Source organism: Streptomyces glaucescens, assembly GCF_000761215.1.
In the GTDB taxonomy this organism is placed as follows: Bacteria; Actinomycetota; Actinomycetes; order Streptomycetales; family Streptomycetaceae; genus Streptomyces; species Streptomyces glaucescens_B.
This window is the reverse complement of record NZ_CP009438.1, coordinates 161,821-188,321: the sequence shown is the minus strand read 5'-3', so window position 1 is coordinate 188,321 and position 26,501 is coordinate 161,821. Positions and strand designations below refer to the sequence as shown.

At 73.9% G+C, this 26,501-nt stretch carries 21 protein-coding genes; 7 read left to right on the top strand and 14 right to left on the bottom strand.

What is annotated here, in order from left to right; all coding sequences use genetic code 11:
* Positions 1-106 precede the first annotated feature (106 nt).
* Together ctaD and SGLAU_RS00780 are read left to right on the top strand one after the other, a co-directional pair.
* Positions 107-1,819, top strand: a complete 1,713-nt coding sequence (gene ctaD / locus SGLAU_RS00785; RefSeq protein WP_078957526.1) for a cytochrome c oxidase subunit I — start codon at positions 107-109, stop codon at positions 1,817-1,819.
* Entirely contained in the window at positions 1,816-2,169 is a 354-nt protein-coding gene (locus tag SGLAU_RS00780) for a hypothetical protein (protein WP_043497414.1), read from the top strand. The genes ctaD and SGLAU_RS00780 overlap by 4 nt, the downstream gene beginning before the upstream one ends.
* A 122-nt stretch (positions 2,170-2,291) precedes the next feature.
* On the opposite strand, the gene SGLAU_RS00775 is transcribed toward SGLAU_RS00780, so the two are convergent.
* Complete coding sequence (locus SGLAU_RS00775) at positions 2,292-2,819, bottom strand: DUF488 family protein (protein ID WP_043497411.1); 528 nt, start codon at positions 2,817-2,819, stop codon at positions 2,292-2,294.
* A gap of 322 nt (positions 2,820-3,141) precedes the next feature.
* Positions 3,142-4,407: a serine hydrolase domain-containing protein gene (locus SGLAU_RS00770; protein WP_244315144.1), complete on the bottom strand. Its 1,266-nt coding sequence runs from the start codon at positions 4,405-4,407 to the stop codon at positions 3,142-3,144.
* A gap of 466 nt (positions 4,408-4,873) precedes the next feature.
* Here SGLAU_RS00770 and SGLAU_RS00765 point away from each other — a divergent pair, with 466 nt between their 5' ends.
* The 3 genes from SGLAU_RS00765 to SGLAU_RS00755 all read left to right on the top strand — a co-directional run bounded on the left by SGLAU_RS00765 (position 4,874) and on the right by SGLAU_RS00755 (position 8,128).
* Positions 4,874-5,764 (top strand): glycoside hydrolase family 19 protein, encoded by an 891-nt coding sequence (locus SGLAU_RS00765; RefSeq protein WP_043497410.1) that lies wholly within the window; start codon positions 4,874-4,876, stop codon positions 5,762-5,764.
* Positions 5,765-6,070: 306 nt separating this feature from the next.
* Positions 6,071-7,096, top strand: a complete 1,026-nt coding sequence (locus tag SGLAU_RS00760; RefSeq protein WP_159072747.1) for a hypothetical protein — start codon at positions 6,071-6,073, stop codon at positions 7,094-7,096.
* A gap of 45 nt (positions 7,097-7,141) precedes the next feature.
* Positions 7,142-8,128, top strand: a complete 987-nt coding sequence (locus SGLAU_RS00755; protein ID WP_043497406.1) for a hypothetical protein — start codon at positions 7,142-7,144, stop codon at positions 8,126-8,128.
* A 125-nt stretch (positions 8,129-8,253) separates the two neighbouring features.
* On the opposite strand, the gene SGLAU_RS00750 is transcribed toward SGLAU_RS00755, so the two are convergent.
* The 4 genes from SGLAU_RS00750 to SGLAU_RS36095 all read right to left on the bottom strand — a co-directional run bounded on the left by SGLAU_RS00750 (position 8,254) and on the right by SGLAU_RS36095 (position 13,212).
* Positions 8,254-9,669: an oxygenase MpaB family protein gene (locus SGLAU_RS00750; protein ID WP_043506080.1), complete on the bottom strand. Its 1,416-nt coding sequence runs from the start codon at positions 9,667-9,669 to the stop codon at positions 8,254-8,256.
* 92 nt (positions 9,670-9,761) lie between these two features.
* Positions 9,762-10,451 (bottom strand): polyprenyl diphosphate synthase, encoded by a 690-nt coding sequence (gene uppS / locus SGLAU_RS00745; protein WP_043497405.1) that lies wholly within the window; start codon positions 10,449-10,451, stop codon positions 9,762-9,764.
* Between the two features lie 743 nt (positions 10,452-11,194).
* On the bottom strand, positions 11,195-12,709 hold the full coding sequence (locus SGLAU_RS00740; RefSeq protein WP_244315143.1) for a WD40 repeat domain-containing protein: 1,515 nt from the start codon (positions 12,707-12,709) through the stop codon (positions 11,195-11,197).
* Positions 12,710-12,936: 227 nt separating this feature from the next.
* Positions 12,937-13,212: a hypothetical protein gene (locus tag SGLAU_RS36095; protein ID WP_244315374.1), complete on the bottom strand. Its 276-nt coding sequence runs from the start codon at positions 13,210-13,212 to the stop codon at positions 12,937-12,939.
* A 432-nt stretch (positions 13,213-13,644) separates the two neighbouring features.
* Here SGLAU_RS36095 and SGLAU_RS35490 point away from each other — a divergent pair, with 432 nt between their 5' ends.
* Entirely contained in the window at positions 13,645-13,893 is a 249-nt protein-coding gene (locus SGLAU_RS35490) for a hypothetical protein (protein WP_162484289.1), read from the top strand.
* Positions 13,894-14,049: 156 nt separating this feature from the next.
* Here SGLAU_RS35490 and SGLAU_RS00725 read toward each other — a convergent pair whose 3' ends face one another.
* From SGLAU_RS00725 to SGLAU_RS00690, 8 genes are all read right to left on the bottom strand, one after another.
* A complete protein-coding gene (locus SGLAU_RS00725; protein ID WP_043497402.1) occupies positions 14,050-14,514 on the bottom strand; it encodes a hypothetical protein in 465 nt (154 codons plus the stop codon).
* A gap of 305 nt (positions 14,515-14,819) precedes the next feature.
* Positions 14,820-16,508 (bottom strand): thiopeptide-type bacteriocin biosynthesis protein, encoded by a 1,689-nt coding sequence (locus tag SGLAU_RS00720; RefSeq protein WP_043497400.1) that lies wholly within the window; start codon positions 16,506-16,508, stop codon positions 14,820-14,822.
* 88 nt (positions 16,509-16,596) lie between these two features.
* On the bottom strand, positions 16,597-18,519 hold the full coding sequence (locus SGLAU_RS00715; RefSeq protein WP_078957523.1) for a TOMM precursor leader peptide-binding protein: 1,923 nt from the start codon (positions 18,517-18,519) through the stop codon (positions 16,597-16,599).
* Complete coding sequence (locus tag SGLAU_RS00710) at positions 18,516-20,408, bottom strand: hypothetical protein (protein ID WP_052413540.1); 1,893 nt, start codon at positions 20,406-20,408, stop codon at positions 18,516-18,518. Before SGLAU_RS00710 ends, SGLAU_RS00715 begins: the two co-directional genes overlap by 4 nt.
* On the bottom strand, positions 20,405-21,565 hold the full coding sequence (locus SGLAU_RS00705; RefSeq protein ID WP_043497397.1) for a lantibiotic dehydratase C-terminal domain-containing protein: 1,161 nt from the start codon (positions 21,563-21,565) through the stop codon (positions 20,405-20,407). The genes SGLAU_RS00710 and SGLAU_RS00705 overlap by 4 nt, the downstream gene beginning before the upstream one ends.
* A complete protein-coding gene (locus SGLAU_RS00700; protein ID WP_052413539.1) occupies positions 21,562-24,249 on the bottom strand; it encodes a lantibiotic dehydratase in 2,688 nt (895 codons plus the stop codon). The genes SGLAU_RS00705 and SGLAU_RS00700 overlap by 4 nt, the downstream gene beginning before the upstream one ends.
* Positions 24,250-24,398: 149 nt before the next feature.
* Positions 24,399-24,578 (bottom strand): thiazolylpeptide-type bacteriocin, encoded by a 180-nt coding sequence (locus SGLAU_RS00695; RefSeq protein ID WP_043497395.1) that lies wholly within the window; start codon positions 24,576-24,578, stop codon positions 24,399-24,401.
* Between the two features lie 53 nt (positions 24,579-24,631).
* Entirely contained in the window at positions 24,632-24,829 is a 198-nt protein-coding gene (locus tag SGLAU_RS00690; protein WP_043497394.1) for a thiazolylpeptide-type bacteriocin, read from the bottom strand.
* Positions 24,830-26,154: 1,325 nt separating this feature from the next.
* On the opposite strand from SGLAU_RS00690, the gene SGLAU_RS00685 reads away from it, so the two are divergent.
* Complete coding sequence (locus tag SGLAU_RS00685; protein ID WP_043497392.1) at positions 26,155-26,493, top strand: STAS domain-containing protein; 339 nt, start codon at positions 26,155-26,157, stop codon at positions 26,491-26,493.
* Positions 26,494-26,501 lie beyond the last annotated feature (8 nt).

The window sequence follows — 26,501 nt, the reverse complement described above, 5'->3', positions numbered from 1 at the left end:
AGCTTCCGCTGCGCTGGCTACGCACATGCCGGGCCGTTGCGGTCCGGCGAAGGCTCCTCGCGCCTGCCGCGCGGGGACATACGCACACTGCGGCTTGAGGGACGTGATGGCGACACACACTGAACCGGTTGCTCCGGTGCCGGCGGCGGAGCGCCGCGGTCGGGGGCAGGTGATCGTCACCTGGCTCACGACGACCGATCACAAGAAGATCGGCCATCTGTATCTGATCACGTCGTTCGGGTTCTTCCTGTTCGGCGGCGTGCTGGCCCTGGCGCTGCGAGCGGAACTGGCCCGGCCGGGGCTGCAGATCCTGTCGAACGAGCAGTACAACCAGGCGTTCACGCTGCACGGCACCATCATGCTGCTGCTGTTCGCCACTCCGACGTTCGCGGGGTTCGCCAACGCGATCATGCCGTTGCAGATCGGTGCGCCGGATGTGGCCTTTCCGCGGCTGAACATGTTCTCGTACTGGCTGTTCCTGTTCGGCGGGCTGATCGTGATGGCCAGTCTGATGGTTCCCGAGGGTGCGGCGGACTTCGGCTGGACCGCCTACACCCCGCTCAGCGGAGGCGAGCGCACCACGCAGCTGGGCGGTGACCTGTGGGTGATGGGACTGGGGCTGTCCGGGTTCGGCACGATCCTGGGCGCGGTCAACTTCATGACCACGATCGTCTGCATGCGCGCCCCCGGGATGACGATGTTCCGCATGCCGATCTTCACCTGGAACGTGCTGCTGACGTCCGTGCTGGTGCTGTTCGCGTTCCCGGTCCTGGCGGCGGCGCTGTTCGCGCTGGAGGCGGACCGCAAGTTCGGGGCGCACATCTTCGACCCGGGGAACGGCGGGGCCGTCCTGTGGCAGCACCTGTTCTGGTTCTTCGGACACCCCGAGGTCTACATCCTGGCCCTGCCGTTCTTCGGGGTGATCACGGAGATCATCCCGGTCTTCTCCCGCAAGCCGATCTTCGGCTACGGCGGCCTGGTCGGTGCGACGATCGCGATCGCCGGACTGTCGGTGACGGTGTGGGCGCACCACATGTTCGCGACCGGGGCGGTACTGCTGCCGTTCTTCTCGTTCATGAGCTTCCTGATCGCCGTGCCGACGGGCGTGAAGTTCTTCAACTGGATCGGCACGATGTGGCGCGGCTCCGTGTCGTTCGAGCCGCCGATGCTGTGGGCGGCCGGATTCCTCGTCACCTTCCTCTTCGGCGGCCTCACCGGCGTCCTGCTGGCCTCTCCGCCGATGGACTTCCACGTCACCGACTCCTACTTCGTGGTGGCCCACTTCCACTACGTCCTCTTCGGCACCATCGTGTTCGCCATGTTCGGCGGCTTCAGCTTCTGGTGGCCCAAGATGACCGGCACCATGCTCGACGAACGCCTGGAGAAGATCCACTTCTGGACGCTGTTCGTCGGCTTCCACACCACCTTCCTGGTGCAGCACTGGCTCGGCGCCGAGGGCATGCCCCGCCGCTACGTCGACTACCTCGAAGCCGACGGCTTCACCGCCCTCAACACCCTCTCCTCCATCGGCGCGTTCCTCCTCGGCCTGTCCACCCTGCCGTTCCTGTACAACGTGTGGAAGACCGCCAAACACGGCGAGCGGATCAAGGTCGACGATCCCTGGGGCTACGGCCGCTCCCTGGAGTGGGCCACCCCCTGCCCCGCGCCGCGTCACAACTTCCTGACGCTGCCGCGCATCCGCTCCGAGTCTCCCGCCTTCGACCTGCACCATCCCGACCTCGCCCAACTGGAGCAGCAGGCGAACGCCGGGCAGCGGGACGTCGTGGCCGCCGACGAGCACAAGAGCGGGCCGCAGTGAGCCGCGGCACGGAGCACAGATCCTCGGTCCACACCGTCGAGGGCTACCTCCTCGCCTGCGCCCACCGGGACCAGGCGCAGCGGGAGGCCGGGACGCTGTGCGCGCGGATGCCCTGGCTGACCACGGCGCAAGCACAGGACGTCACACGCCATTACGTCGAGCAGCGCCTCGAGGTCAGCCGGAACACGCTGCGCGAGATCATCGAGCGGACCGCCCAGATCCGGCAGGAGTACGAGGACCGCTACCGGACCCTGCGCCGTGACCTGTTCAGACGTCACGCCGCGGCCGCCTGCGCCGTGATCGCCTGCGCCGCCGGCGTGGGCACACTGACGGGCCTGCTCGCCCGCTGACCGCCGCGGCGACGGCGAGGAGCGTCACCCCGGCGTCGCGCTCCTCGCCCTCCGTACGGCGCCTGGGAACGTCCTCCCGCCTGCCGCCGGGAAGGCGGGCCCACTCGGCCCAGGGTGCCTTGTCAGGGTGGTGGCGGGTAGACCAGGTGCCCGTCGCGGACCTGCGCGTGCTCGTTCAGCACGGCCGGCTTGGACGACGCCGGGGACATGATGTGCACGACCTCCACGCCCGCGACGATCAGAGCGTCGGTGATGAGCCGCCGGTGGCAGCGCCAGGGCACCGCCTCGCTGCACATGATCGCGGGCCGCTCGCGTTCGGCCAGCCGGAGGAGTTCCCCGAGTCCCGCGGCGAACTCCTCGCCGGCCATGTAGTCGGCGTAGTCGCGAAAGGCCTTCACCCGCCAGGCGCCGTTCTCGCTCGGCACGCCCTTGGGGGTGTGCCGGCGGCCGCCGAGGCGGCGGATCCAGCGGTACCCGATACCGGACGGCAGAGACTCCTCGATCGCGGACCGGTTCCACTGCGGGTACTTCCGGGACGAGGGGAACGAGCGGACATCGACCAGACAGGTCACGTCGTGGGCGCGCAGCATCTCCATCACCTCGTCGAAGTCCCGCGTCGAGTGCCCGAGGGTACAGATACGGTTGGTCATCCGGCCGGCACACCTCCGTCAGCGATCCTCGGCTCCGCTCCTGCCACACTTACCCCATCGACCGGCGCGGCGCCGACCGGCGCGGGCAGCGTCTGCACTGCTCGGCGGCAACCCCCGTGCGGGAGCCGGGCCGTGTCCGTGGCCCGGCGGACCGCGGAGGTCCGGAGGGAGCGCCGTGTCGCCACGACCGCGAGCCACACCGGCGGCACCGCCCCGGCCAGGGTTCCCGGACGGCGCTGACCGCGCTGACCGCACCCGAGGCGCTCCCCTCCGCGGCCGCCACGGAGGAATGCCGCCGGCTCCCCACCGTCCCCGGACCGCCTCAGCGGCGCTCGGGCAGGTCCTCCTCGGCCGGCAGCACCGGTACGCCACGCACCGCACGTGACGAAGCCGTCGCGGCCGCGGGCTTCTTCCCGCAGAAGGCGGCTTCCAGCGTCCCGCCGAGCGCCGTGTTGGCCGCCCCCCGGTTGGAGGTGTTCGCCATGGCCGACAGTCCGCGCCGGCCGTCCCGGGTCGCGAAGGCGTAGGTGTAGTACCCCTGCACGGTGCCGGTGTGCCCGTACACCTGGGCGCCGCAGGACAGGTCGTAGCGGCGCAGACCCAGCCCGTAGAACCGGGTGTTCGTGGCGTCCGTCGGGGTGACCGTGGTCATGGCGTCCAGCATCCGCGGCGACAGCAGCCGGCCCCGCATCAGCGCGGTCATGAAGGTGTTCAGGTCCGCCGGGTTCGAGATGACCGCCCCGGCCGACTGCGCCCAGGAGACCGTCTGCTCGGTGGAATCCACGAGCGGCGCGCCGTCCTCGTCGGGGTGCAGGTAACCCCGCACGTGCAGGCCCTTGATGCGCGTGTCGGGGTGGACGTAGGCGGTGTTGCGCAGCCGCAGCGGCTTGAAGATGCGGCGCTCGTACTCCCGGCCCACCGGCCTGCCGGTGATCTCTTCGATGAGCATGCCCACGACCACGAAGTTGGCGTTGGAGTACGTGTATGCCGCGCCGGGCTCGGTGGTGCGCGGTTCGCGCAGCGAGAGCTCCACGAGGTCCCGGTAACCGAACACCCGGTTGCGTACGGACTCGAAGCCCGGCACGGTCTGGGCGAACATCTTGTCGGTGTAGTCCGCCAGGCCGCTGCGGTGGGTCAGCAGGTGACGCACCGTGATCCGCTCGTCGGGCAGCAGCCCGGGCAGATAGCGGTCCACCGGCGCGTCGAGTTCCACTCGGCCCTCGTCCGCCAACTGGAGCAGCACCACGGACGAGAAGGTCTTGCTGACGCTGCCCACGCGGAACCGCGCCCGGCTGTCCATGGCCGCGCCCGAGACCCGGTCCCGGACCCCGGCCGTCCGGGCGCGGACGCCCTCGGGCCCGGTGTACCGGGCCATGGCCCCCGGTGCGCCGTTGGCCATCGCGGCGTTCAGCGCCGCGGCCACGCCCTCCATGTCGGGCGCGGGAGCGGCCGCGTGGGCAGCGGCCGGGGCGGGGGTCGCGTGGGGGGTGGGGGTGGCGTGGGCGGCGGTGGCGGGGGCGACCCCGCCGACGACGGCGGCGATCAGGGTGGCGCCCACGGCCAGGCGCCGGTGCGGTGAGAAGGTCACGTCGGATCCTCGGGTCTCGGAAGAGGCGGGCGGGGTACGGCGTCCTTGCACGGCGCGCCCCATGCCCATGGATGATGAGTGCAACGCGCCTTCGGGAGTTCCCGATACGGGTGCTGCTTCCATGCCGGGGACACGCCGCCCAAGGCCGTGCTCCGACGCGGGCGTCCGGCCGGCCGCGCGTGCCTCAAGCGCTATCCCATGACCGGACCGCCCCCCCGGAGACGGACCACCTCCACAGGGCGGACTCCTCCGGCGCTCACCCGGCACCGGCTCGCCGACTGATCTGTGCCTGACTGGTCTACACCCTTGACTGGTACAGACCAAACACGGTTGAGTGTGCGTCCACAACCCCCCACCACGGCCGCGCCCGCGGGCGTGACCGGTCCGCCGGTGCGTGCGGCGAAGGCTCTGCTCCGCCGTGCCCCCGACCGGGAGCGGCCGTGTTCCGCGCAAAGGAGTCGATCCCGTGTCGAGACGCCGTGTCTCCGCCGTCCTGGCCGCCCTCACCCTCGCAACCGCCGCCCCCGTGCTGCTGCCGGCGTCGAACGCCGCCGCCGCGGCGTGCTCCACCTACCCCAACTGGGTGGCCGGGAAGTCGTACAACGCCGGCGACATCGTCCGCTACACCGACGGCAAGGCGTACATCGCCGAGCACGCCAACCCGGGCTACGACCCGGTCATCAGCACCTGGTACTGGGAGCCGTACGCCTGCGACACCACGCCGGGCACGCCCAACGCGCGCTTCGTCGTGTCGGAGGCGCAGTTCAACCAGATGTTCCCCAACCGCAATTCGTTCTACAGCTACAGCGGCCTGACCGCCGCCCTGAGTGCCTACCCCGGCTTCGCGAACACCGGCAGCGACACGGTGAAGAAGCAGGAGGCCGCGGCCTTCCTCGCCAACGTCAGCCACGAGACCGGCGGTCTGGTGCACGTGGTGGAGCAGAACACCGCCAACTACCCGCACTACTGCGACTGGGGCCGCCCCTACGGCTGTCCGGCCGGGCAGGCCGCCTACTACGGGCGCGGCCCGATCCAGCTGAGCTGGAACTTCAACTACAAGGCGGCGGGCGACGCCCTCGGCATCGACCTCCTCAACAACCCCTGGCTGGTGCAGAACGACTCGGCCGTCGCCTGGAAGACGGCCCTGTGGTACTGGAACACCCAGACCGGTCCCGGCAGCATGACCCCGCACAACGCCATGGTGAACGGCGCCGGCTTCGGCCAGACGATCCGCAGCATCAACGGCTCCCTGGAGTGCGACGGCAAGAACCCGGCGCAGGTGCAGAGCCGCGTGAACAACTACCAGCGGTTCACGCAGATCCTCGGCACGTCACCCGGCGCCAACCTCTACTGCTGACAGCAGGCCCCGGACGCGGCGCCATCCGGGCGATGTCCTGGCCGTGCTCGCACGGACCGACGGGCATCCCGCCGGCTGGCGCCGCCGGCGTCTCCGCCCGACCGGGCCCCTCGCCCGCCCCTGCCGCCCCTGCCGCCGGAACGCTGCCGCTCCGCGCGCAGCCGTGCGCAGCCGTGTCCCCCCAGCTCGGAGGCCGCTCCCCGCACACCAAGCACAAGATCCACAAAATAGTGCAGAACCCACCTTCTTGCGCTGACGGCACATCAGCCATGCTGGGGTGTCCAGAGCAAGGAGGACGGTCAGCGCATGAGCCCGCAGCAATCCTGGGAAGACCTGCTCGCCCGGATCACCGAACGCCCCGGAGCTGCCACCTGGCGAGACTTCCAGGCAGCCGTCAGCGCCCTCCACGGCCTCGCCCGGGAACAAGGGCTCGACCTTCGAGAAGTCGAGAAGCGGACAAGGCCCGTCCACCCCAAGACGGCCTCCCACGAGGAGGACGCGCAACAGGTCAGGCCGCTTCCGTGGCGTGACGTCAGGGCCTTGGTCGACCTGTGGGCCGCCCACCTGCACCCTCCCGGGGAAGACGAGGCGCGCCACCGACTGGTGCGGCGCTGGGCGGACGCCTACCGGGCCTGCGGTGGCGAACCGGAGCCGGCGTACCGCGCCACCGGCCCCGTGGCGACCCCCGGCGAAGACGCCTCCCCGCCCGCTGCCGACACGCAGCCGACCACCACGGGCATGGCGGCCGACGGCGGGCAGACCACCGGCTGCGGTGAGGAGGCCGACGGGGGACCGGCCCCGCTCACCCCGCACGGCAGCCGGCCCCAGCGCATCCACAGGCGCGCGGCCTGGCTGGCCGGGGCGGGCCTGCTGCTGGGAGCAGGCGTGCTCCTCCTCGTCGTCAAGACACAAGGCGGCGATCACGACGACGCGGCAGACGGCCGCCCCGCTCCGGCCACCGTCTCCTCGACGGGCGGAGCCACCGGCACGCAGCCCTACGTCGACGCCGAGATCGCATGGTCCAACGACGAGGACGCCAGTACCGACCCGGAGGACGCCGACGCGATCGTTCTCGTCTACCCGACCTACAGGACCGGCTACACCGGCGGGTTCACGGGCCGGTACCACCGCACCGACCCGATCAAGGTGAAGTGCCAGGTCGAAGGCGGGCGCGTCATCGAGCTCGGCCCCTACTACACCGGGCCCACGCCTCATCGGGACGGTATCTGGTACCTCATGAGCACCGGCGAATGGGTGCCCGCGGTGTACGTCGACACCGGCGAACCGGGCCTCCCGGCCTGCTCCGCGACCGACGCCGACGCGGCCGCCTGACCCCCGTCCCCCAGCGTGACACCTCGACCGGCGAAGGAGCTGGCCATGTCCGTCGAACCCGACACCAGCGCACGCGGCGGCATTCACCCCCTGCTCGTCGTCCCGCTCGTGTTGCTTGCCCTGCTCGTCGGGTACCTGATCGCCTCGGCCAGCCGCAACGACCCGGCCGCCGGCGGTGACGCCGAGGTCGCGTCGGCCTCCCGGGTGACCCGCGACTCCGGGGACAGCGTGATCCGCTCCCATGACGGCTCCGGCTCGGTGAACCTGCGCTCCTGCCCCGGTCTGCCCACGACCGGGCAGACCACGGGCTGCGACATCGTCGACCGGCTCCCCGACGGCACGCTGGTGACGATGGAATGCTGGATCGACTCCGGCCGCGTCCCGGACCGCGCGGACACCGACCGCCGCTGGTTCCTCGTCACCCCCGCCGCCGGCGCCCCCCACCCGGGCCGCCGCGGCTACGTCTTCTCCGCCGAGATCCCCGTCGCAGAACAGACCCGCACCCCCGAGTGCGACAACGACCTCGTCAACGAGCTGTTCGGCGAGCCTGAGCCCTCCACCCCGGCACCCGCGCCTCCGGCATCCTCCGCACCGCCCCCGCCGGCCACCTCCGCTCCGGCCTCGCCTCCGGATCCCGGCCCGACCGGGACACCCACCTCCGAACCGCCCGCGCCGCACGTCACCGTGACGGTGGAGAACGAGGTGACCAACGGGCCCACGCAGATGCGCGAGGACACCGAGCACCCCGCCTATCTGTCCACCCGGCCACAGACGTACTGCAAGGACAGGCAACCGGCCTGCAACGTCCCCGGCGACCTCGCCCCCGGCGACCGCCTGACCGCCCTGTGCCGGACCACCGGGGACCGGGTCACCAACGGCCAGGACGACGACACCGTCGACGACTCCAACCGCGGCCTGGACGAAAGCACCCTCTGGTACCGGCTGCGCGCAGACGACGGCCGCACCGGCTACCTCTCCGTCATCTGGCTGACCGACGGCGACCGCGACGGACTGGGCCTGCCCGCTTGCTGACGCGTTCGCGGCTCACGGACTTCGGACGGCAGCCGCATCGGTGCGCGCGGGCTTCGGCGCCGCGCTGATCCCCGGCGCCGGCGCGCCACGTCGCCGCCGTGCGCCGGGGAGCGTGACGGGAGGTGTCACGCCTGTGCGAGGAGCGGGTCGTAGGGGGAGGTGCGCCGCCGGCCGGTCATGAAGGACAGGAAGTCCTTGACGAACGCACTGCGTGTGTACGTCGTCCCGGTGCCGTTCGTGTCGCGCTGGAAGGCGGTGCGGAACAGGGCGCGGTACTCGGCGGCGTCGATGGTCTGGTTGCCGTCCTTGTCGGTGGCGTCGAAGAGGACTTCGGCGACTTCGATCAGTGCGGGACCGGCCAGGGAGGGTACGGCCGCGGCGTACTCCTGGGCGCTGATCCGGCCGTCGCCGTCGGTGTCGAGGGCGGTCTGCAGTTCCCGCCACCAGTCGGCGAAGGCGTTGTAGAGCCGGGTCTCCTCGGGCTCGTCCAGGTCGAGCCGGCTGGACAGCTCGCGCGCCATGGCGGCGAGGTCGGGCCAGTCGACGTAGCCGTTGCCGGTCTGGTCCAGCACCTGTGTGAAGAACTCCTCCGCGCTGCGCCGCATCCCGCTGTCCGCGCCGGGCTCCGGCTCGGGGGGAAGCGGGGTGATGAGCCGGATCAGGGCGCCGGCCCGGTTCATCCTGGCGCGCAGGGCGGTGATCGTCCGTGCTCGCGGGTCGTCGCTGTCGGGGGAGAGGGACAGCAGGTCGGTGATGGCACCGGCCTGGACCCAGCCGTCCGGAAGGAGGCGGGCCAGGCCGGCGGCCAGGTAGGCGCCTTGCATGAGGGTCTGCGCGCCGGGCAGTTCGGGCAGTCCCGCCCGGCGGCGGAACGGCTCGGGCAGGGACGCCACGGTGATCGCACCGATGACGGGGCCGGCGATCGCGCGGCCGGCCGCCCACAGGGTGGGCAGGCCCTGCAGCAGCGGCGGGGCCGGGAGGTGATCGAAGAGCTTGTAGAGGATGATGCGCATCGCTTCCGTGTTCTCCAGCTCCTCCTCGACCACCCGGTCGTAGTAGCCCCAGAACTCGTGCAGCGCCGGCGGGAGGTGGCCTTCCTCGTCGCCCATGGCGGCGAGGAAGGCCCGGAACTCCGTGTACAGCCGCTCCATGGCCCGCTGATCGAGGGGTTGCCCGCTGAGCCGGCACATCGTGACGGCGCTCTCGAACATGGTCGCCACCACCCAGGCCCGCACCTTCGGGGCCATCGCGTCATAGGGACGGCCTCGCGGGTCGGTGCCGTTCAGCCGGGCGTGCAGGCGGTTGAGCCGGGCCGCCTCCCGCTGCCGGACCTGATCGTCGGCGCCGAACATGCGCTGCAGGCTCAGGAAGGTGTTGCGCAGCCTCCGCCAGGGGTGGGCGACGAACGTGGAGTTGTCGATCAGGGCCGCGCCGATCTGCGGATGGGCCGCTTCGAGGACGGTCGCCCGGACCATGGCCAGTGCCCAGCGCGGGTCGTCGAAGAACTCGTGGAACTGCGAGCCGGGCCCGAACAGGGGCAGTGGTGCCTCGCCTTCGGCGCCGGGCTGTGAGGAGCCGTCCGATCCCGTGGCGTGGGTGCCTGTGGTGCCCCGGGAACCGCTGTCTGCGTGGGTCACGGTCGGTGCTCTCCGTTCTGGTGCGGCAGCACGCCACCGAAGCGGCGATCGCGTTGCTGGAAGGTGCGCAGGCACTCGAGGAAGTGCGGTGCGCGGAAGTCGGGCCACAGCACGGGTGGGAACACCCATTCGGCGTAGGCGACCTGCCAGAGCATGAAGTTGGAGATGCGCTGTTCCCCGGACGTCCGGATGACCAGGTCGACGTCGGGGGTGTCGGGGAAGGGCAGGTGCGCGGCGAAGCTCTCCTCGGTCACCGCGTCGGCCGTCACACCGCTGCGGATCAGGGAGCGTGCGGCCTCCACGATGTCCCGGCGCCCGCCGTGGTCGAAGGCGACGGTGAGCGTCATGCCCCGGTTGTCGCCGGTCAGGGTCGTCAGGTCGGCGAAGTCCCGGGCCAGTGCCGCGGGCACCCGCGGATCGGTCACGCCGAGGAAGCGGCAGCGGATGCCGCGCGCGTGCAGCAGCGGAGCGTGTTTGCGCACCACGCGACGCACCAGTTGCATGAGGAAGTCGACCTCCGCGCTCGGCCGGCGCCAGTTCTCGGTGGAGAACGCGTACAGGCTCAGCCACCCGATGCCGGCCGCACGGGCGGCCTCGATGACGTCGATCACCGCCGTCTCCGCGGCCCGGTGCCCCGAGGTCCGCGGCAGCGACCGCTGCGCGGCCCACCGTCCATTGCCGTCCATCACACATGCGACATGGCGGGGCACCTGGCGTGGCCCCTCGCCCCCTGGACCAGGTGGCCGGTCGGTCCCGGCCACGTGCCGACGTGTCACGATCCTCCCAGCGTCGACGGCGCCCTCCTCCCCGAGGCGCGGCACCGCCCGCGAGGTCCCGCCTCCCCGATCACGCTCCCCGGCTGCGTGATGCCGCAGCACCGCAGCACCGCAGCACCGCGGCACCGACGAGCCGGCGCATCGACCTGCTCGCCGTGCTCCCAGCAGAGTGCCAGCCCGGGGCTCCGCCGACGTCGTCAACTCCGACGCATCACCCTTGGTACGTCTGTCCGATTATGTGGAGACCGCATCGGGCAGGTGACGATGGTTCGGCTGAAGCCTCATGGAGCCTCTCGCCGCGCAGGCGACCGCCCTTCCCGGCCACGCCCACGTCACGGCCAGTGGCTGGACGCGCGTACGCAGCTGCCGAGCGGGGCCTCGTCCCGGTCGCCGGGACGCCGGCACGGCCCGGTCATGTGGCAGCACCCGCGCCGCCTTCGGGACCGGTGTCGGCCGCGAGCCCGCCGAGGCCCACGCGGACCCAGGCGGGCGGCGAGGGCCCCAGCCGGCGGCTCCGCTCTTCCTCGGCCGGCGGCTGCCCGACCGTGGCGATCCTGCGGTCTGCGCCAGCACCCCGCACCGGCCCGGCGCAGTGCTCGCCCGGCCGCGTGATCCGTCAGGCCGCGGAGGAGGCCCGCCGGGCCGCGCGCCGGCTACCGGCCGCCGCGGGACACCGTGTCCGGCGCCCGGACGGTGTCCACCACGAGCCAGTGCTCCGAGCGGTAGTGGACCTCGTCGCCCGCGTAGCCGAGCACGTAGTGGACGTCCCCGGCCCGGTCCGGCAGGACGTCTTCCACGGCGAACGTTCCGTCTTCGGCGACCGGAACCGGCGGCAGGTCGGCGACCTCCTGACCGTTCAGCCGCAGCACCGTGATCCGCGGCGCCTCGGTGGGTGCCGGTCCGTCCAGGTCCAGTCGTCCGGTGATCCTGAACGGTTCCCCGGCGACGGCCGGGCCGTGCGTCACGTCCACGAAGCGCGACGGGGCCAGGGCCTCCCTGGTCTGGATCGTGTGCAGCCAGAACCTGGTGCCCTCCTGGTCGGAGGTCACGACGAAGAGCTGTTGCCCGTCGCCGGAGAACTCCATGCCGCGCGGGACGACGCGGTGGCCCGCGGCCTCGTCCTCGAAGCTGATGCGCAGCGGCTGCCACTCGACCGACGGGTCGGCGAACGCCAGGGTCAGGTCGGCGGCATCGCCCGACGCCGCGCCGCCCTGGGCGAACCACTTGCCGTCGGGGCTGAAGGCGACGGCCGTGGGCGTCACGCCTGCCGGCAGCGGCTCGTAGGGGTTCTCGAGGAAGCGGGCGTCCTGGCTGGCGAGCAACACGGTCCCCCGGTCCCCGTCGGCCACCGCGAGGACGGAGCCGTCCGCGGAGAAGTCGGCGTCCCGGAAGTCCATGCCCCGCTCCGACCCGTCCTCGGTGAACCGGCGCTCACCCAGGAACTCCAGCACGTTCCCGTCCGTCCCGTCGGTCACCCGGTAGATCCCCAGGTCGGGGTCGGCGCTCGGGGACGAGCGCTCCGGTGCGGTCACCAGCAGGCCTCCGGGCCCTCCCTCGAGATGGACCGGGGTGCTCGAGTACATGACCTCCCCGGCCGTGCCGCCCTGGGCCGTCCCGGCGACGCCGACACTGCCCAGCCCGTCGGCGCAGGCCTCGGGCGACGCGGCCGGCCGACTGGTGAAGAACAACCGCCCGCCGGTGTGCACCAGCTCCCGCCCGCATCCGTCGGCCGGCGCCGGAATGGGGGCGAGGGGATACAGGAACCCGTTCTCGTGGGAGTAGTTCGCGATGTGGTCCGACTGCCCGGCGTACACCTTCGAGCCGTCCGGCTCCACCGCGACGCCGGAAAGGGGAGCGGTCATGTGGGCGCTCGCGACGGCGGGCCCGGCGCCCCCGTAGAGCACGCCGACCAGCTCGCCGTCCCGCGACCCGTCCGGATAGACCCGGTCTCCGGCGATCCACACGCGCCGGCCGACGTCGTCCACCGTCATCTGGGTGAACGACGCGGCCGACAGTTCCATGCCCGGACCCGACGGCACCACGGCCGCAGCGGCGGTGTTCGGGGCCGCGGACGCGGTACTGGTGACCGCCGCCAACGCCGACCCGGCCAGCGTGCCCGCCAGCAGCACCGTCGTCAGCCTGCGGCCTCTTCCCGACGTGTTCCTCAACGCTGATCCCACCCCTGATGTCAGCGCGCCACCGCGAACCGGGCGGCGCTTGTACAGACATGAAAGCGGCCCCAGCGGGCCGGCGTGATTCGTTTGCTGTCACTGCCGTGTCACAGTGGCGCCCGAAGAGCACACCGCGGTTCGCTGCCCTGACTGCCTGTTCCCACACCCGCTCGGTTCAGGGCCGCCATTTCCCGTGCTGCCGTTCCTGCGCCGTGCGGCCCTGCTCACCGGCCGGGCAGGAGTCGCCGGGCCGGCAGGGACAGTGACTCGGCGATGCGCTCGTGCGAAAGGCCGAGGGTGTTGCGCTGGTGGTCGTAGAGCTCCGGTGCCAGCGGACCCAGCGCGATGTCGGTGAGCGCGTCGGGGTCGTCCGCCCCGCCGGCTTCCAGCAGGGTGCGCACATGGAGGCGCCAGAAGGCGTAGGCGCCGGTGGTGTAGCGGGCCGGGCCGGTCTCCGCACCGAGGGCGAGCGGCAGGTGGCGGCGGAGCAGGTCGAGCACGGCGATGTAGAAGGCCGCCAGGCGATCGGCGGGAGGCGCCCCGGACCCAGGGGCGGCGGACCGTAGATCATCTGGCCCTGCAGACGCCGTTCGTGCTCGTCGAGGAGCGCCGTGGCGACGGCGGACCGGTCCGGGAAGCTGCGGTAGAGCGTCGCACGGCCGACGCCGGCGGCTTTGGCGATCTGGTCCATGGTGATGGTGCGCGGATCGTGCTGGAGCGGGTGATCACGGTCAATCCCGGAAGCCGCATGGCGATCGGGGACCGGCGTTTCACCTTCTTCCGCCCGCCCACGTTCGACTCGCCCGGAACGCCGGCGATGTTCGATCACCGGGACGGGACGCTTTTCAGTTCGGACAGCTTCGGCACCGTACTCCCCGAGAGCGCGCGGCACATGGGCGTTGTCCGCGTGGAATTTCCTCGCGGGTTTCGAGGTGCTCAACCGGGCAATCGCCCCGTGGACGGCGATGGCGGACGCGGAGAAATTCGGCCGGAACCTGCGGAACGCGTCCTCCCTGTCGGCCGCCAGGCTGCTGTCCGCCCACGGACCGACCGTGGAGGGCCCCATGGTCGACACCCTCATGGAAGCCATGTCCCGCATCCCGGGTCTGCCGCAGTGGCTGCCCGGCGCGGACGTGGATCTGGAGGCCGCACTCGACGCGCACCGCGTCCGACGTCACTGAAGACATCGCCGTCCGGCGGATCGCGGCGCCCCCCGAGACCGTGCCCCGGCGGGGCCCCGTGACCGTCTCCCGACGGCTACGGGGCCCCGGCGAGGACTGGCGGCGCCCACAGGGCTAACGCTTCCCGCGCAGCGCAGCGCAGGCGGGGCAGCGCGCTCAGGGCGAGATCTGGATGCGGTGGCTCGCCACTTGGAATACCTGGCCGGTCTCCAGGTTCTTCAGGAAGGCCTTCGCGTAGATTTCCTCGCCGCCCAATTCGGTGTCCAGCTGACTGCTCGTCGGCCGGAACGTCGCCGTCTGCGTCAGCCCGCCGGAGCTGGGCGTGATGTTCGACACGCGGGTCCTGCTGATGAAGTCGTCATCGGATTCGTCCTGCTCCCACAGTTCTGCCCAGCCCTGGAAGGGGAACTGGTTCCGCACCTCGAAGGCGGAGAAACTGAGGTCGCGGGAGAACGTGATGGTCCAGTTGCTGCCGGACTGCTGCGCCGTGAAACTGGTGGGGGTGACTGTCGCGGCCGGTGCGACCAGGCCGGGCGCGGCCGGGAGCGCTGAGGCCACGGGCACGTTGCCGGCCACAGCCAATATTGCCGCCGCGCAGGTGATTGCCAGGCGATTGTTCATGATGACTTTCCAGTCCGTGTGGAGCGAGAACGCTCGACTCGGTCGGAGGTGGCTCTCTAAGAGGCTACGTCCGCCACTCAGTTCATGCATCTCGGGCCTCAAGGACCGGCGGGAAGCGGATGATTCGGCTCGGCACGGAGGCGAGCCGGGGACCGGTGCCACAGCGGTCGGCACCACCGCCGGGCCGGCCGCCGCGGGCGCGCAGCGCAGCCGCGCGAGCACCCGGACGGCCGCGCCTGCCCGCCGCCGGCGCGCTTCCCGGCCGGTGACGGTGTGCGCCGGCCACCGGGGGCCGGGCCCTGCCGTCAGCCGTCCGTGCGGTGCCCGAGCGGCAGCAGGTACTGGAGCGGCTGGTCCAAGTCGTCCAGGCCCAGCAGTTCGTGCGCCAGGTCGTCGTGGAAGCCGCCGAGCGGTGTGCCCGCGAGCCCCAGGGCCGCGGCGGTCAGCAGCAGCGTCTGCGCCAGGTGCCCCGTCTCCAGCAGCCCTAGGCGCAGCGCCCGCAGGCCGTAGCGCCGGCGCAACAGACCGAGCTCCACGTACAGTGCGGCGACGACCGGGGCGCCGTCGACACCGATCCGGTCCGGGTCCTCCTCGGGACGGGAGAAATAGGTCGACAGCGCCTCGACCTCGGCCTGCTGGGGCGCCGGACCCACCCGGCGCAGCGTCCGGCGCTCCGGTACGCAGTCGTACGTCGCCGCCGGGAGCCCCGCCACGTCGAGGACGAGCAGCCGCACGCGCGCGGTGTAAAGGGCGCCCGCGCTCGGGTAGGGGCGGTGGGTGTAGATCCGCTCCGAGCCGTCCGGGAAGCGCCTGCGGGTCCGGCTGCTCTCCGCCAGCGCGTTCCACAGCAACGCGCCGAGCGTGCCGGCGTCCAGCGGCCCGCGGATCTCGCCGCGCGCGGACGACCGTGCGGCCAGCGCCGCGGACAACGGCACCTCGGGCAGCGGGTCCGCGGGCAGCGGCGTCTCGGGGCCGCCGGTCCGGGCCGTCACGTCGGAGGGAGCCCGGCGCAGGGCGGAGTCCTCGTTGCGGCCGATGCGGATCTGGCTCCTCTCCAGGTACTGCCAGTCGGGCGCACGGTGCCCCTGCGGGAAGAACGACACCGGCTCGTCCGTGTCCAGCAGCGTGCGGGCGGCGAGCCGGCACACCGCGCGCTCCTCGTCCGGTGAGACGCCGAGCCGGTTGAGCAGCATGTGGAGCTGCGACGCCCACACCCACCGCAGCGCCGCGTCCACGTCGTCGGCACCGGCCTCCGTCAGGGCCCGCAGCGTCCCGTCCGCCGCGCGGACCCGGTCCGCCCACTCCACCAGCCAGGCCTCCCCGGTCCCGCCCCGCGCCAGTCCCGCCCACAGGGCCGCCGCCCGGCGGCCCAGTGCGGAACGCTGCGCCGCGTAGACGGAGTTGGTCCGCATGTGCACGGCCGCGGCCGGCAGCAGGGGCACCTCGGTGACCCAGCGCCAGCCCGCCGCGTGCCCCCGCAGCCACTTCGCCGCCGTGACCCGGTCCATGCCCAGGGCGTACGCCGTGGCGTGTGCCAGGTCGGCCGCGAGGACGAGCCGGCCCGACCCGCCGGCCGGCTGCCGCCGCAGGGCGCGCAGCGCCGCCACGGCCACCCGGGAGGAGACCGCGAAGACGTCCTCGGCCGTGGGCAGCGCCCGCGGCCCGCCGTAGCGGCGCGTTTCGGGGACGTACTCCACCACGCGGACCTCACCGTGGTGCGAGGGCCACGGACCGCCCACGGACGGCACCGACTTGGCGGCCCGGGCCAGCGTGGACGGCAGCTCCGCGGCGACCGACGGGCTCAGCCCCGCGATCCGGATCCGCAGGTGCGGTCCCCCCTCCCCGTACCGGATGAAGAACCACTTCGCGGCCTGCCCCGACGCGACCAGTCCGTCCAGCAGCCAGGCCGCCTCCTCGGTGAGGAAGGCGTCGGTGTCCTCCGTGCTCGAGTGCAGGAAGAGGTGGTAGCCGTGCCAGGTGCCGGTCGTCGTCATGGAGGCCCTCGTTCGTTCGGGGGTTCGGGTCGGGATCGGGGATCGGGGGGCGGGAAGGATCGGGGATCGGGGTCGGGAAGGAGCGGGGTCAGGGGAAGGGGTGCGGGTGGATCGCGAGGTCTTCCGGGCGCAGCGGCCGGGCCGTGCGGCCCAGCCGGTGCGGCGTACGGAGCAGGCGCGGCAGGCCCCTGGTGCGGTGGTTGACGTGACCGAACGTCATGGGCAGCGAACCCGGCACGACGACCTTGGCGCAGTGCAGGCCGAACCGGTCCCTCAGCCCCGGCTCCGTCTGGTCGACGGCGATGACCTCCAGGCCCTCGTCGGCCAGCCGAAGCACCGTCGCGTCGAGCAGCACGCCGAGGTCCGTCACCGGCTCCGGCGCGCCGGGCCAGGCCTCGGCGACGGAGCGGGCCGGGGTGTCGGCGAAGAGGAACGCCAGCCGGGGGGCCGCCTCGGCCAGGGAGTTCACCCCCACGTGGTCGTCCAGGGTCACCACGAGCTCCGGCTCGTCGAGCATCGGGAGCAGCCGCTCGGGGTCCCGCAGCCCGTTCCCGGGGCCGGAACGGTGCGCGGACTCCAGGACGTTGGTCACCACCTCCGCCACCGCCGAACGGATCGCGACGCGGGGGTCGTGGTGGGCGCCGGCCGCCAGCAGCATCCGCGGAGCCGCGGGGTGGGAGCCCTCGTACCGGCAGACCGCGACGACCGCCGGGATGCCGAAGTCGTTCGTGGCGTCGAGGAGCAGGAGGCGGTAGCCGGCCAGCTCCGCGCGGTCGGCCAGCAGGGCCGTCTCCAAGTCCGCGGGCGGCGGCTCGACGCGGGGGAGCGGGGTGGAGGTGTACCAGGCCATCAGGAACGCGTCCCGCTCGGCGACTTCGAACAGCCCGTAGAGCACCGCTTCCTCCGGGCTGTTGCCCAGCCCGCAGCCGTTGGAGGACTCGTACACCACGCGCGGTCCGTCGCCCGGCACGTCCCAGTACGCCACGTGCTCGGGCACGGCCACGGCCCGGCGCCGGGTGAGGGACCAGCCGTGCACCCAGTCCAGTTCCAGATCGGGGCCGTACGGGACGGTCCGCGAGGCGGGATGGCCGTGGTAGGCGGGGTCGGGCAACCCCAGCCGCACGGGATCCACGGCCCGGTCCGGCCCGAGTTCGCCGAAGGACGCCCGCAGCCGGGTCCGCCGGCCGGTCGGCCGCATGCCCGCGAACCGCTCGACGCTCTCGAAGAGCGCCACCCGCTCGCTGGTGCGGAAGTCACCGGCCCGCCCGTACCCGCCGTCGTCCACCGCCCGCCCGTCCGTGACGAACGCCGTCGTCAGGCAGAAGGCGGAGTCCTCGCTGCGGAACAGCCGGCGTACCGGACCGAACCGCTCGTCGTGCAGCGCCGCCCGCAACTCCGCGACCCCGGTGCGGGGGTTGGCGCCGCGGAGCACCGCGGGGTCGGGCAGCGGGCGGGGGGCCGACGGCACCGGTACGACGTCGGCGGCAGAGTCGTCCGGCAGCGGCCGGCAGACCGCGCAGCCGCCGACCGGACGGACCTGGTGGGTGGACCAGGTGGCGCGGCCGTGGTGGACGAGGTGCACCGTGGCGGTGGCGTCCGCGCCCGGCCGCGCTCCCCGCGGCTCGCCGTCGGCCGCCTGCAGCAGTTCGAGGGCGAGCGCGCCGGTCGCCGCGCCCAGCGCGGTGGAGGGTGCTCCCGCCAGGGCCAGTGCCGGGCTGTGCCACGGCACCCGCCCACCCGTCGTGGCCAGCCGCTGGTACTCGGCGCAGGACAGACAGGCGGCGGCGCCCGGCCGCAGGACCGGCCCCACGACGGCCAGGGCTCCGTCGAACCGCACCGGGACGAGGCGCACGGGGTGGGCCAGCGCGTGGCGGCTGAGCAGTTCGGCGAGTTCCAGCGTCCACCGGGGCAGCACGACGACCGCCGCACCCGCCGTCGCGGCGAGCGCGGCGGCGGCGTCGAGCACCGGCACGGGCAGCGGGCCGAGGACCGGGCGTCCGGCGTGACTCACCGGCCCTCCCCCCGGCCGTACAGCACCGAGAAGCCGAACGCGCGCAGTCGCGCGACGAGCGCGGGGGCGGCCTCCCCGGGCTCCCGGACGCGCAGCCCGGTCAGCCGGCGCAGCACGGCCTGAAGTGCGGCCTCCCGGAGTGCGAGGTCCGCCAGCCAGCCGTTGGTCCAGCCCCTGTCCTCCCAAGGGGCCGTCCGGGCGTCCGCCGCGGCCAGGGCCGCCACCGCGCCGTTCGCCCGGCAGAGGTGCCCGACGACGAGTCCCTGGGCGGCCGAGCCGGCCGCGGCGGCGGCCGACAGGGCGGCGAACGCCGCCGCGTCACCCGGTGTCGCCTCCACCGCGTCGCCGAGGACGGGCCCGTGGGCGGCCGGATCCGTGCCGCCGCGCACGACGGCCCGGTACGCCTCCTCCCCGTCGGCGAGACGCCGCACCTCGAGACGGGCGGGCGTGCCGAGGCGTCCGGTCAGGGCCGTCCACCAGTGGCCGGCCTGCGGGTGTTCCCGCCAGTGCGCCTCGGGCAGTACCGCGCCCGCGGCCGGGAGGGCTTCCGCGGCGGCCTCGCGCAGGGCGCGGCCCAGGGCGTGCGCGGGATTCGCGCCCACCGTCACGCGCCCGGCGCCGGGCCCCGCCGGCCGCAGCTCCGCGGCCCGGCAGAACGCCTCCAGACGGGCCAGGTCCAGGCGCGCCGCGCCGGCCAGCACGGCGCCCTCCGGCAGTTCGCACAAGGCCAGGGGCACCGGTGACTGACGCAGGGCACCCGGCGCCGGGCCCGGCAGGACCCCGACGAGTTCGTCGGTGAGCGCCGCCACCCGGGTCAGCACCTCCGCGAGCGACCGGGCCGGCTCCGGGCGGGTGCGGCGGTCGGCGTCGATCAGGTGGGGTCCCAGCCAGCTGCGGTAGTCGGCGCGCGGGGGCCGGGCGTCGGCCACGAGAACCGCGGGCAGCCCGGGCACCAGTCGGGGGTCGTCCCCCTCGCTCGCCGGGTCCGGCAGCCCGCCGAGCGCGCACAGCAGCCGCTGCGCCGCCGAGCCGCCGAGCAGCGCGACGAACGAGGCCGGAAAACCGGCGTCGGCGGGCTCCGGTGGCCGGTGCGCGGCGAGCGCGGTCGAGAAGTCGGCGTCGGCGGACTCCGGTGGCCGGTGCGCGGCGAGCGTGGCCGGGAAGTCGGCGTCGGCGGGCTCCGGTGGCCGGTGCGCGGTGAGCGCGGCCGCGTCCGAGGAGACCTGCTCGGGGCTGCCTGGGGCCGTGACGTATGCCCGGCCTCCCCGGACCGCGACGGCCACGGCCCGCCGGCCGCCCCCGGCTTCGCACAGCAGGACCACGTCCTCGGGCAGCGCCGGGTCCGCGGCGTGCGACCACGCCACCCCGGCGTCCGACAGCGCGCGCGAGACGGCCTCGGCCAGCGGGCCGCCCGCCGCGGCGGACGCCACCTCCACGCGGGCCGCGGCCAGTGCGGCGGCGGTGTCGGCGGGCCGCCCCGCCGACGCCGCGACCCAGTCGGCGGCGCGTCCGGTCGGCGCCGACACCACCAGGTCGTGGTCCCGCAGCCGCTCGACGAGGGTGTCCAGCGCGTCGCGCACCGTGGTGCCGGGCGCGGCCCTGCGGTCCAGCTCCGCCGCGTCGCCCGTGCGCAAAGGCCCCTCCAGCAGACGCCACAGGGCGGGCAGCGCCGTGCTGCCCTCGAAGGTCACGCTGCCGCGCCGTCCGCGCAGGTGCAGGCCGGCCCGCAGCGGGGTGACGGCGACGTCCGGGCGCAGTCGCGGAAGGGCGGGCTCCCTCGCCGCGCCGGCGGCCCCACCGGTGGTGTTGCCCGTAACCCGGGCCGCTGTGGTGTCGCCGCCGGCCCGGACGTCCGGCGGAAGGGTTCCTGGCGCCGGGGGAGTGGTCATGCTCCGCGCTCCCTCGCGTCGACGACCGCCGCCAACTCGGCGCGCCAGTCGCACCCGGTCAGGCGGGGCACCGTGCGGACGACGAGATGGGCGGCGAGGTAGCGTTCCAGCGGCGTGACGTCGCAGATCGCGAGGAGCCGGTACAGGGCGTTGGTGCAGGCCCGGTAGACCAGGTAGTCGGGGCGGCTCCACATCGTCCCCTCGGGGTCGGAGCGCCGCAGCAGCCGGTGGAACTCGCTGTAGCGGGTACGCAGGTCCCGGCTCCACCGCTGCATCGTCTCCGCGTCCCCGGTCGCCGCCGCGCGCTCCCCGTACCGGAGCGGATCGCCGTGCAGGTCGGCTCCCGCGTCGTGACGGTCCTGCGCCAGCCGCCACGCGGCGGCCGACCAGTGGGCCCAGTCGCGCTCCCACCTGCGTGCCGCGCCCCGGGCGATCCGGCCGACCAGCGCGGTCACCGTGGCGCCGGCGCTCTCCCAGCGCCGTTCGAAGCCCTCCCGCAGCCGGCCCTGGGGGTCGTCGTGAACGAGGAAGTCCTCCAGGTGGGACACGTACGACCAGTGGCCGCCCGCGAGCCCGCCGGGGTGGGCGGCCGCGTGCGCGGCGAGCGCCGTGACGGCGAGCTGCACCCGCGCCTGCGGGCCGTCGCCGTGCTCGCCGAGGAACCCGGCGCCCGCCCGGAGCGCCTCCAGCCCGCAGCCCAGCAGATCGTCGCGGAGCGCCGCGCCGTCGTCGCCGAGCAGCCGCCGCAGGGGAGTGAGGTCGACCGCCTCGAGGCGCACCGTGTTGTCCGGCACGATCGGGTCGTAGGGCGGCGCGACCAGCTCGGCGCGTCCGTTGCGGGCGGCCTGCGCCAGCAGTTCGGCGTCGGTGAGGTCGCGCCGCGAGGGATGGGCGCCGACCCAGTCGCGCAGCGCCCGGGCGGCGTGCTCGGCGGCCGGCCCGAGCCGTGCCGGGGCGCCCCGCAGCCGCAGCCGCACGTGCGGGCCGTGCAGCCAGTGCCGTTCGACGTGGGCGGCCAGACCCCGGTCCCGGCACTCCGCCGTGAGCGGCAGCACCGCCTCCCGCAGCAACCGGGCCTTGACCGGCTGGTGGTAGTACGCCACCACGTCGAGCACCTCGTCGGCGCCGCGATCCGCCGGGAACGGGGTGGACGTCATCGCGGCCTCCCCGCCCGGTACGCCTCCGTGACGAGCTCCACGGCACGGGCCGGCACGGCGGATCCGCCCGGCGCGGGCAGCGCCTCCTCGAGGACCGCGCCGCCGGGGTGGCGGGAGAGCCACTTGGCCAGGCAGCGCAGGTGGAGCGGGTTGCCGAGGTCGACGAACTGGGGCTTGGGGCGGCGCAGGTGCGCCAGGAAGTCCTCGGTCACCCGGCCGGTGGGCGCGGTGGGCGCGGGGTGCAGGAAGACCTGGTCGGGCAGGCCGAGCAGGGCCCGCCAGTGCGCCACGGGCTCCACCGGGATCCCGGGGGCCGCCGTCAGCTCGGCGTGCAGGGCTCCCACCACACCGGCCGGAAGGCTCCACCGGCGGCGTGCCAGGACGACGTGCCGGTGGCGCAGCCGGGGGGCGCGGACCACCTCGCCGCCCGGGACCTCCACGGAGTGCCGGGGCGGCAGCGACCGGAAGTCCACCACGCCGTGCGGGTGGTCGGACAGCAGTGCCGCGATGCGCCGCGGCAGCATGAGGGGGGCGAGGAAGCCGGGGTAGAGCACGTCGAGCGGTTCGCCGGTGGCCGTGACCCGGAACCGCACCTGGTCGCCGGCCTGGTCGTGGAAGAGCTCCACGTCCGCCTCGGCCAGCGAGGTCCAGCGGCGGTCGGGCCCGATCTCGTCCGGGAGGAGCAGCGGGTGCAGATTGGCGTTGAACCCTCCCACCGGCCGCAGTTGCGCGGCGCGCGCGCCCGGCCCGAGGCCGCGCCGCAGCTGCGCGGCCACCTCCTCGGCCGCCTCGGGGTCGAGCGCGTCGAGGAACCTGCTGGTGAACCGGCCCCAGCCGCCGTAGACGCGGTTCACGCAGAGCAGCCCGCCGTCCGGGTCCCGCTGGAGGAAGTACGCGTAGCTCAGGGGGCGTTCGACGGTCCAGTGCGGCAGCCGCTCGCCCAGGCCCTTGACGGCGTCGGCCGGCAGCAGGACCTCGGTGCCGTCCGGCGTTCCGGCCGCGGCGGTGCGCACGGCGTCGGTCAGTTCGGCGCGCAGGGCCATGAGCGCCCCGACGCCGGTGGGGAACCCGGCCGGATCCTCCCGGCCCGGGGCGGTGACGCGGGCGGCCCGCTCCCAGGCCTCCTCCACCTCGGCGCCGAACGCCCAGGGGTGCGGGCAGGTGCCACCCGCGCCGTACCGCTCCACGAACCGGTCGCGGACCGCCCGCCGCATCACATGTGCCAGGTCGAACAGCTCGGCCAGCGCCGTGACTTCGGCCAGCGCCTCGTGGTCGGCCCCGTCGAGGAACCCGTCCAGCGGCACCGGCCGTGGGGCCACGACGTCCTCGGACAGGACGTTCAGCGGCGCCGAGTCCGCCGGGACGGGCCGTCCGGCGTCGGCGAGCAGCCGGGTCCACCCGTCGGCGAGCCGGGCGAGCAGCGCCGGGCGCCGCGGCGCGGGCGCGGCAGCGAACGACGAGGTCTCACGGGACAGTTCCGCCAGCCGGTCCGCGAGGCGGCCCGCCGCCTCGGGGCCCTGTCCGCGCACGTCGGGGAGCGTGCGGAGCCACGCGGCCAGCCGGCCCGCCGGGTCCGGGTCCTGCGGCGGGACGGGATCGGCCGGCACCAGCAGACCCGCCTGCCGGAGGCGTTCGAGGAAGGCCAGCGCCGCCGCGCGGTGGGCATCGGGCGCCCCGGGCAGGGCGGCGGCCAGCAGCTCCGTCATCTCGTCGAGCGGCGCGGGGGCGGCGGCGTACGGGGCAAGGAGCCGAAGGGGACCGCTGAAGGCCACCTCCGCCGCGTCCTCGTCGGTGACGAGGTAGCGGCCGCCGGCGAAGGCGACTCGGGCGCGGGCGTACGTCGCGCGTCCGCCGGTCACGCGCGCGGTGCTGGTGAGGCGGTGCGGGAGCCCGGCGCCGTGGCGCGGGTCGGCCAGCAGCGCCTCGGCGAGGGCGGTCGTCAGGGTGCGGTTGACCTTCACCGACGCGTGCAGAGGACCGTCCAGGAGGGGCTGTTCGCCCCACGACCGCACGCGCGGGCGGCCCGCGGACGGCGGAGCCGGCCGGCCCCAGCCGACGGCCGTGAACCACGACAGGGGACTGGTCTTGGTGCCGGCCCGCAGGGCGTGGCGCAGCACCGTGGGCTCCTCCTTGCGGGCTTTGCGGTCGTCGGCCCGGCGGCCGGCGCGTTCGACCGCGCGCAGCAGGTCGCCGCTGGTGAGTGCGACGGCCCGGGCGAACGCGGGTTCCCGGCACAGGGCGGCGAGGGCCGCCCGCTCGGCCGCGAGTGCCGGTTCGGCGGCGTCGCGCAGCTCGGTCACCAGGGCCCGGCGACGCTCGCGCAGCGCCAGCCAGGAAGCGAGCCGGGGGACTCGCCGCGGGAGGTCGTCCAGGCGGTCCAGCACGGCGGGCCGCGGCTCGCGCCCGTTGTGCAGTTCGCGGCGCAGCGGCAGGACGACGTCACGGTGGTACTGCTCGCCGTGGCCGGACCGGCTGGCGTACAGGTCGTCGCAGAGCGGCTCGCGGAGCGCGCGCAGCGCGACGTCGAGCGAGGTGAGGCGGGCGAGGGCGGCACGGAACGACGCCGTGGCCGGAGGCTGCGCGGGGCAGGCCAGCACTGTGGCGCGCACCAGGGCGTACGGCGCCGAGTCGACGAGGTAACCGCCCTGCCCGGGTGGTGTGTCGGCGCTCGCGGTGTGTGGCATGGCTGTCCCGTCCCTTCGTGCCCGTGGCTCCCGTGGTGCGGCACCACCGCGGGCCGGCCAGGTGGACGGCCCGCGGCGCACGCCGGCCGGTCGTATGACCTCGTGACGCGTCACGGGCCGCCCGGCCGGCGACTCGGTGTGACCGGGACCTACAGCGGTACGGGCAGCTGCGGCTGCGCGCACGAGGACGAGCTGCAGGAGCAGGAACTGGCGCCGTTGGAGGCACCGCCCTCGGGAAGCGCGACGGTGTCACGCATCGAGGTCACGGTGAGGTCCCCGAGGTCGAGGTCCGCGAGGTCGAGGTCCGGGGTGACGCCGGTGTCGGACATCGGTTGCTCCCTTCTGACGTTGCGGTCCGGAGTGGCGTGGACGCGGGCGCGGATCAGCCGGCGTCGACGACCCCGGTGTCCAGCTGGGGCTGGGGCTGGGCGCAGGACGACGAGCCCTGGCAGGAACAGGAACCCCAGGACGCCCCGCCCTCGGGCAGCGCGGCGGTGTCGCGCATGGCCGTGACGGTGAGGTCACTGAGGTCCAGGTCGAGGTCCTGGAGGTCCAGGGCGGTGCGCGCGAGATCGGACATGGGAACTCCTCCGTGGGAGAAAGCGGAACCGAAAGTGCGCTGAATGGGCCGTGCGAAACGGAGTCTTGCGATCCGTCGGTATTGCATTGCACGACGGAAAGGCGACGCAAGCGCCGCCTCGGCCCGTCTTTTCCGATCGCTTTTAGCGGTCCGACTATAGGGCTCGCGAGGGATTGCGGTGCCTCGGCGATGAGCTTTCCGTCGTACTGGGCGGAGATTTGGCCGAGATGCGCCGCTGGCGCATATCTTGCGGTGCGCTATTCGTTGTGGGCGGCTCTGCGGGACGAACGAAAGGGAGGGAATCCCTCCGGTCATGCGGACGGATGACCCGCTTTCCGTGCGGCGTCCACGGAGTGCGCCGAGTGCGGTGCGCCCTATTCCGCTTTCCCGCTCGGGGCACTGCTTTTGCCGGTTCCCGCCGGCCCCGCACGTCCAGGGCGGCGCTGCGCACAGTCGGGTCGAAGGCGTGGCTGTGGTCGGCCTGATCGGCGTACCACCGACAGACCCGTTTCCCGCAGCTCGCCGTGAGGTGTCGCGAGGGCGGGCCCCACCCGGCCTCGGCTCCGGTCCCGCGGGCCGCGCGTTCGACCGGGCCCGGCTCGCCGCCGTCACCACCGCCACCGACCTCGGCCTCATCCGTCGCTGACGCGAGAGCGCGCGGACTGCCGAGCCGCCACGGGGCGCGGCAACGCCGGCCGAGCCACCCAGGCGCGGCTGCACGGACTCTCCCGCGCCGCACCGGACCACTGCGAGGACAAGCGGCTCGCCGGGCCGGCCGGCACGGGTGGCAGCGGCCCCGGGCAGCGCAGCGCGTGTCGAGCGTGCCCGCGGTGAAAGAGCTGCGGCTGGGAGGCGAGCGGTCGGCGGGCTGCGTCCCGGTCGACGGCGTGCAGGCGGGACGTGCAGGCGGGGCGCGGTCGCGTGGCACCCGTCGGTGTGGACCGCGTCGGGCTCGGGGCGGCGCCACTCCCGAACGCCCCCATCGGACGGCGTGGGCCGCTGCCGGCCACCAGCTCGGTCACCGGCTGCCGCCTGCCACCGGCCCACTGCGCGGCACTTGCACCGGGCCCGCCCTGCGCGGCGGCGGTCGGGGGCCCGCGCCCCACCTTCACACAGCGTTCTCACCAGAGGGGTCGTGCCCGCGGGCAGAGATGTGCGACGGTGGACGGACAACGAGACGGACCGGCACTCCGCGGGGCGCCGGACCTCTGGGGAACCGGGCGTTGCCCCCATCCCGGGCACTCGGACCCCACCATCGTCGTACACCCCCGAGGGGGTGCTTCGCCTTTGGGCTCTCCAACCCCCCGGAAGGGGGCGCGCCCAGCATGAACATCACGACCAGGATCGACGGCACCTGCGCACGCATCACCCCACACGGCGACATCGACCGCGACACCTTCCCCCCGCTCCAAGCCGCCGTCGAGGCACTGCCGGCCCGCATCACCGACCTGGTGTGGGACCTGCATCAGACACCCTTCATGGATGTCGCCGGCCTCCACCTCCTCTTCGCCCCCGCCGCCACCGGCATCTCCGGCCGCACCACGACCGTCACCGGACTGCGTTCCCAGCCGCTGCGGCTGCTGCTCCTGGCCACCGATGTGAACCCCGCCGTCTTCGATCTCTCGCGCCTGCTGCCCGACACGCCCTCCACCCTCGCCCGGTGACCAGGCAC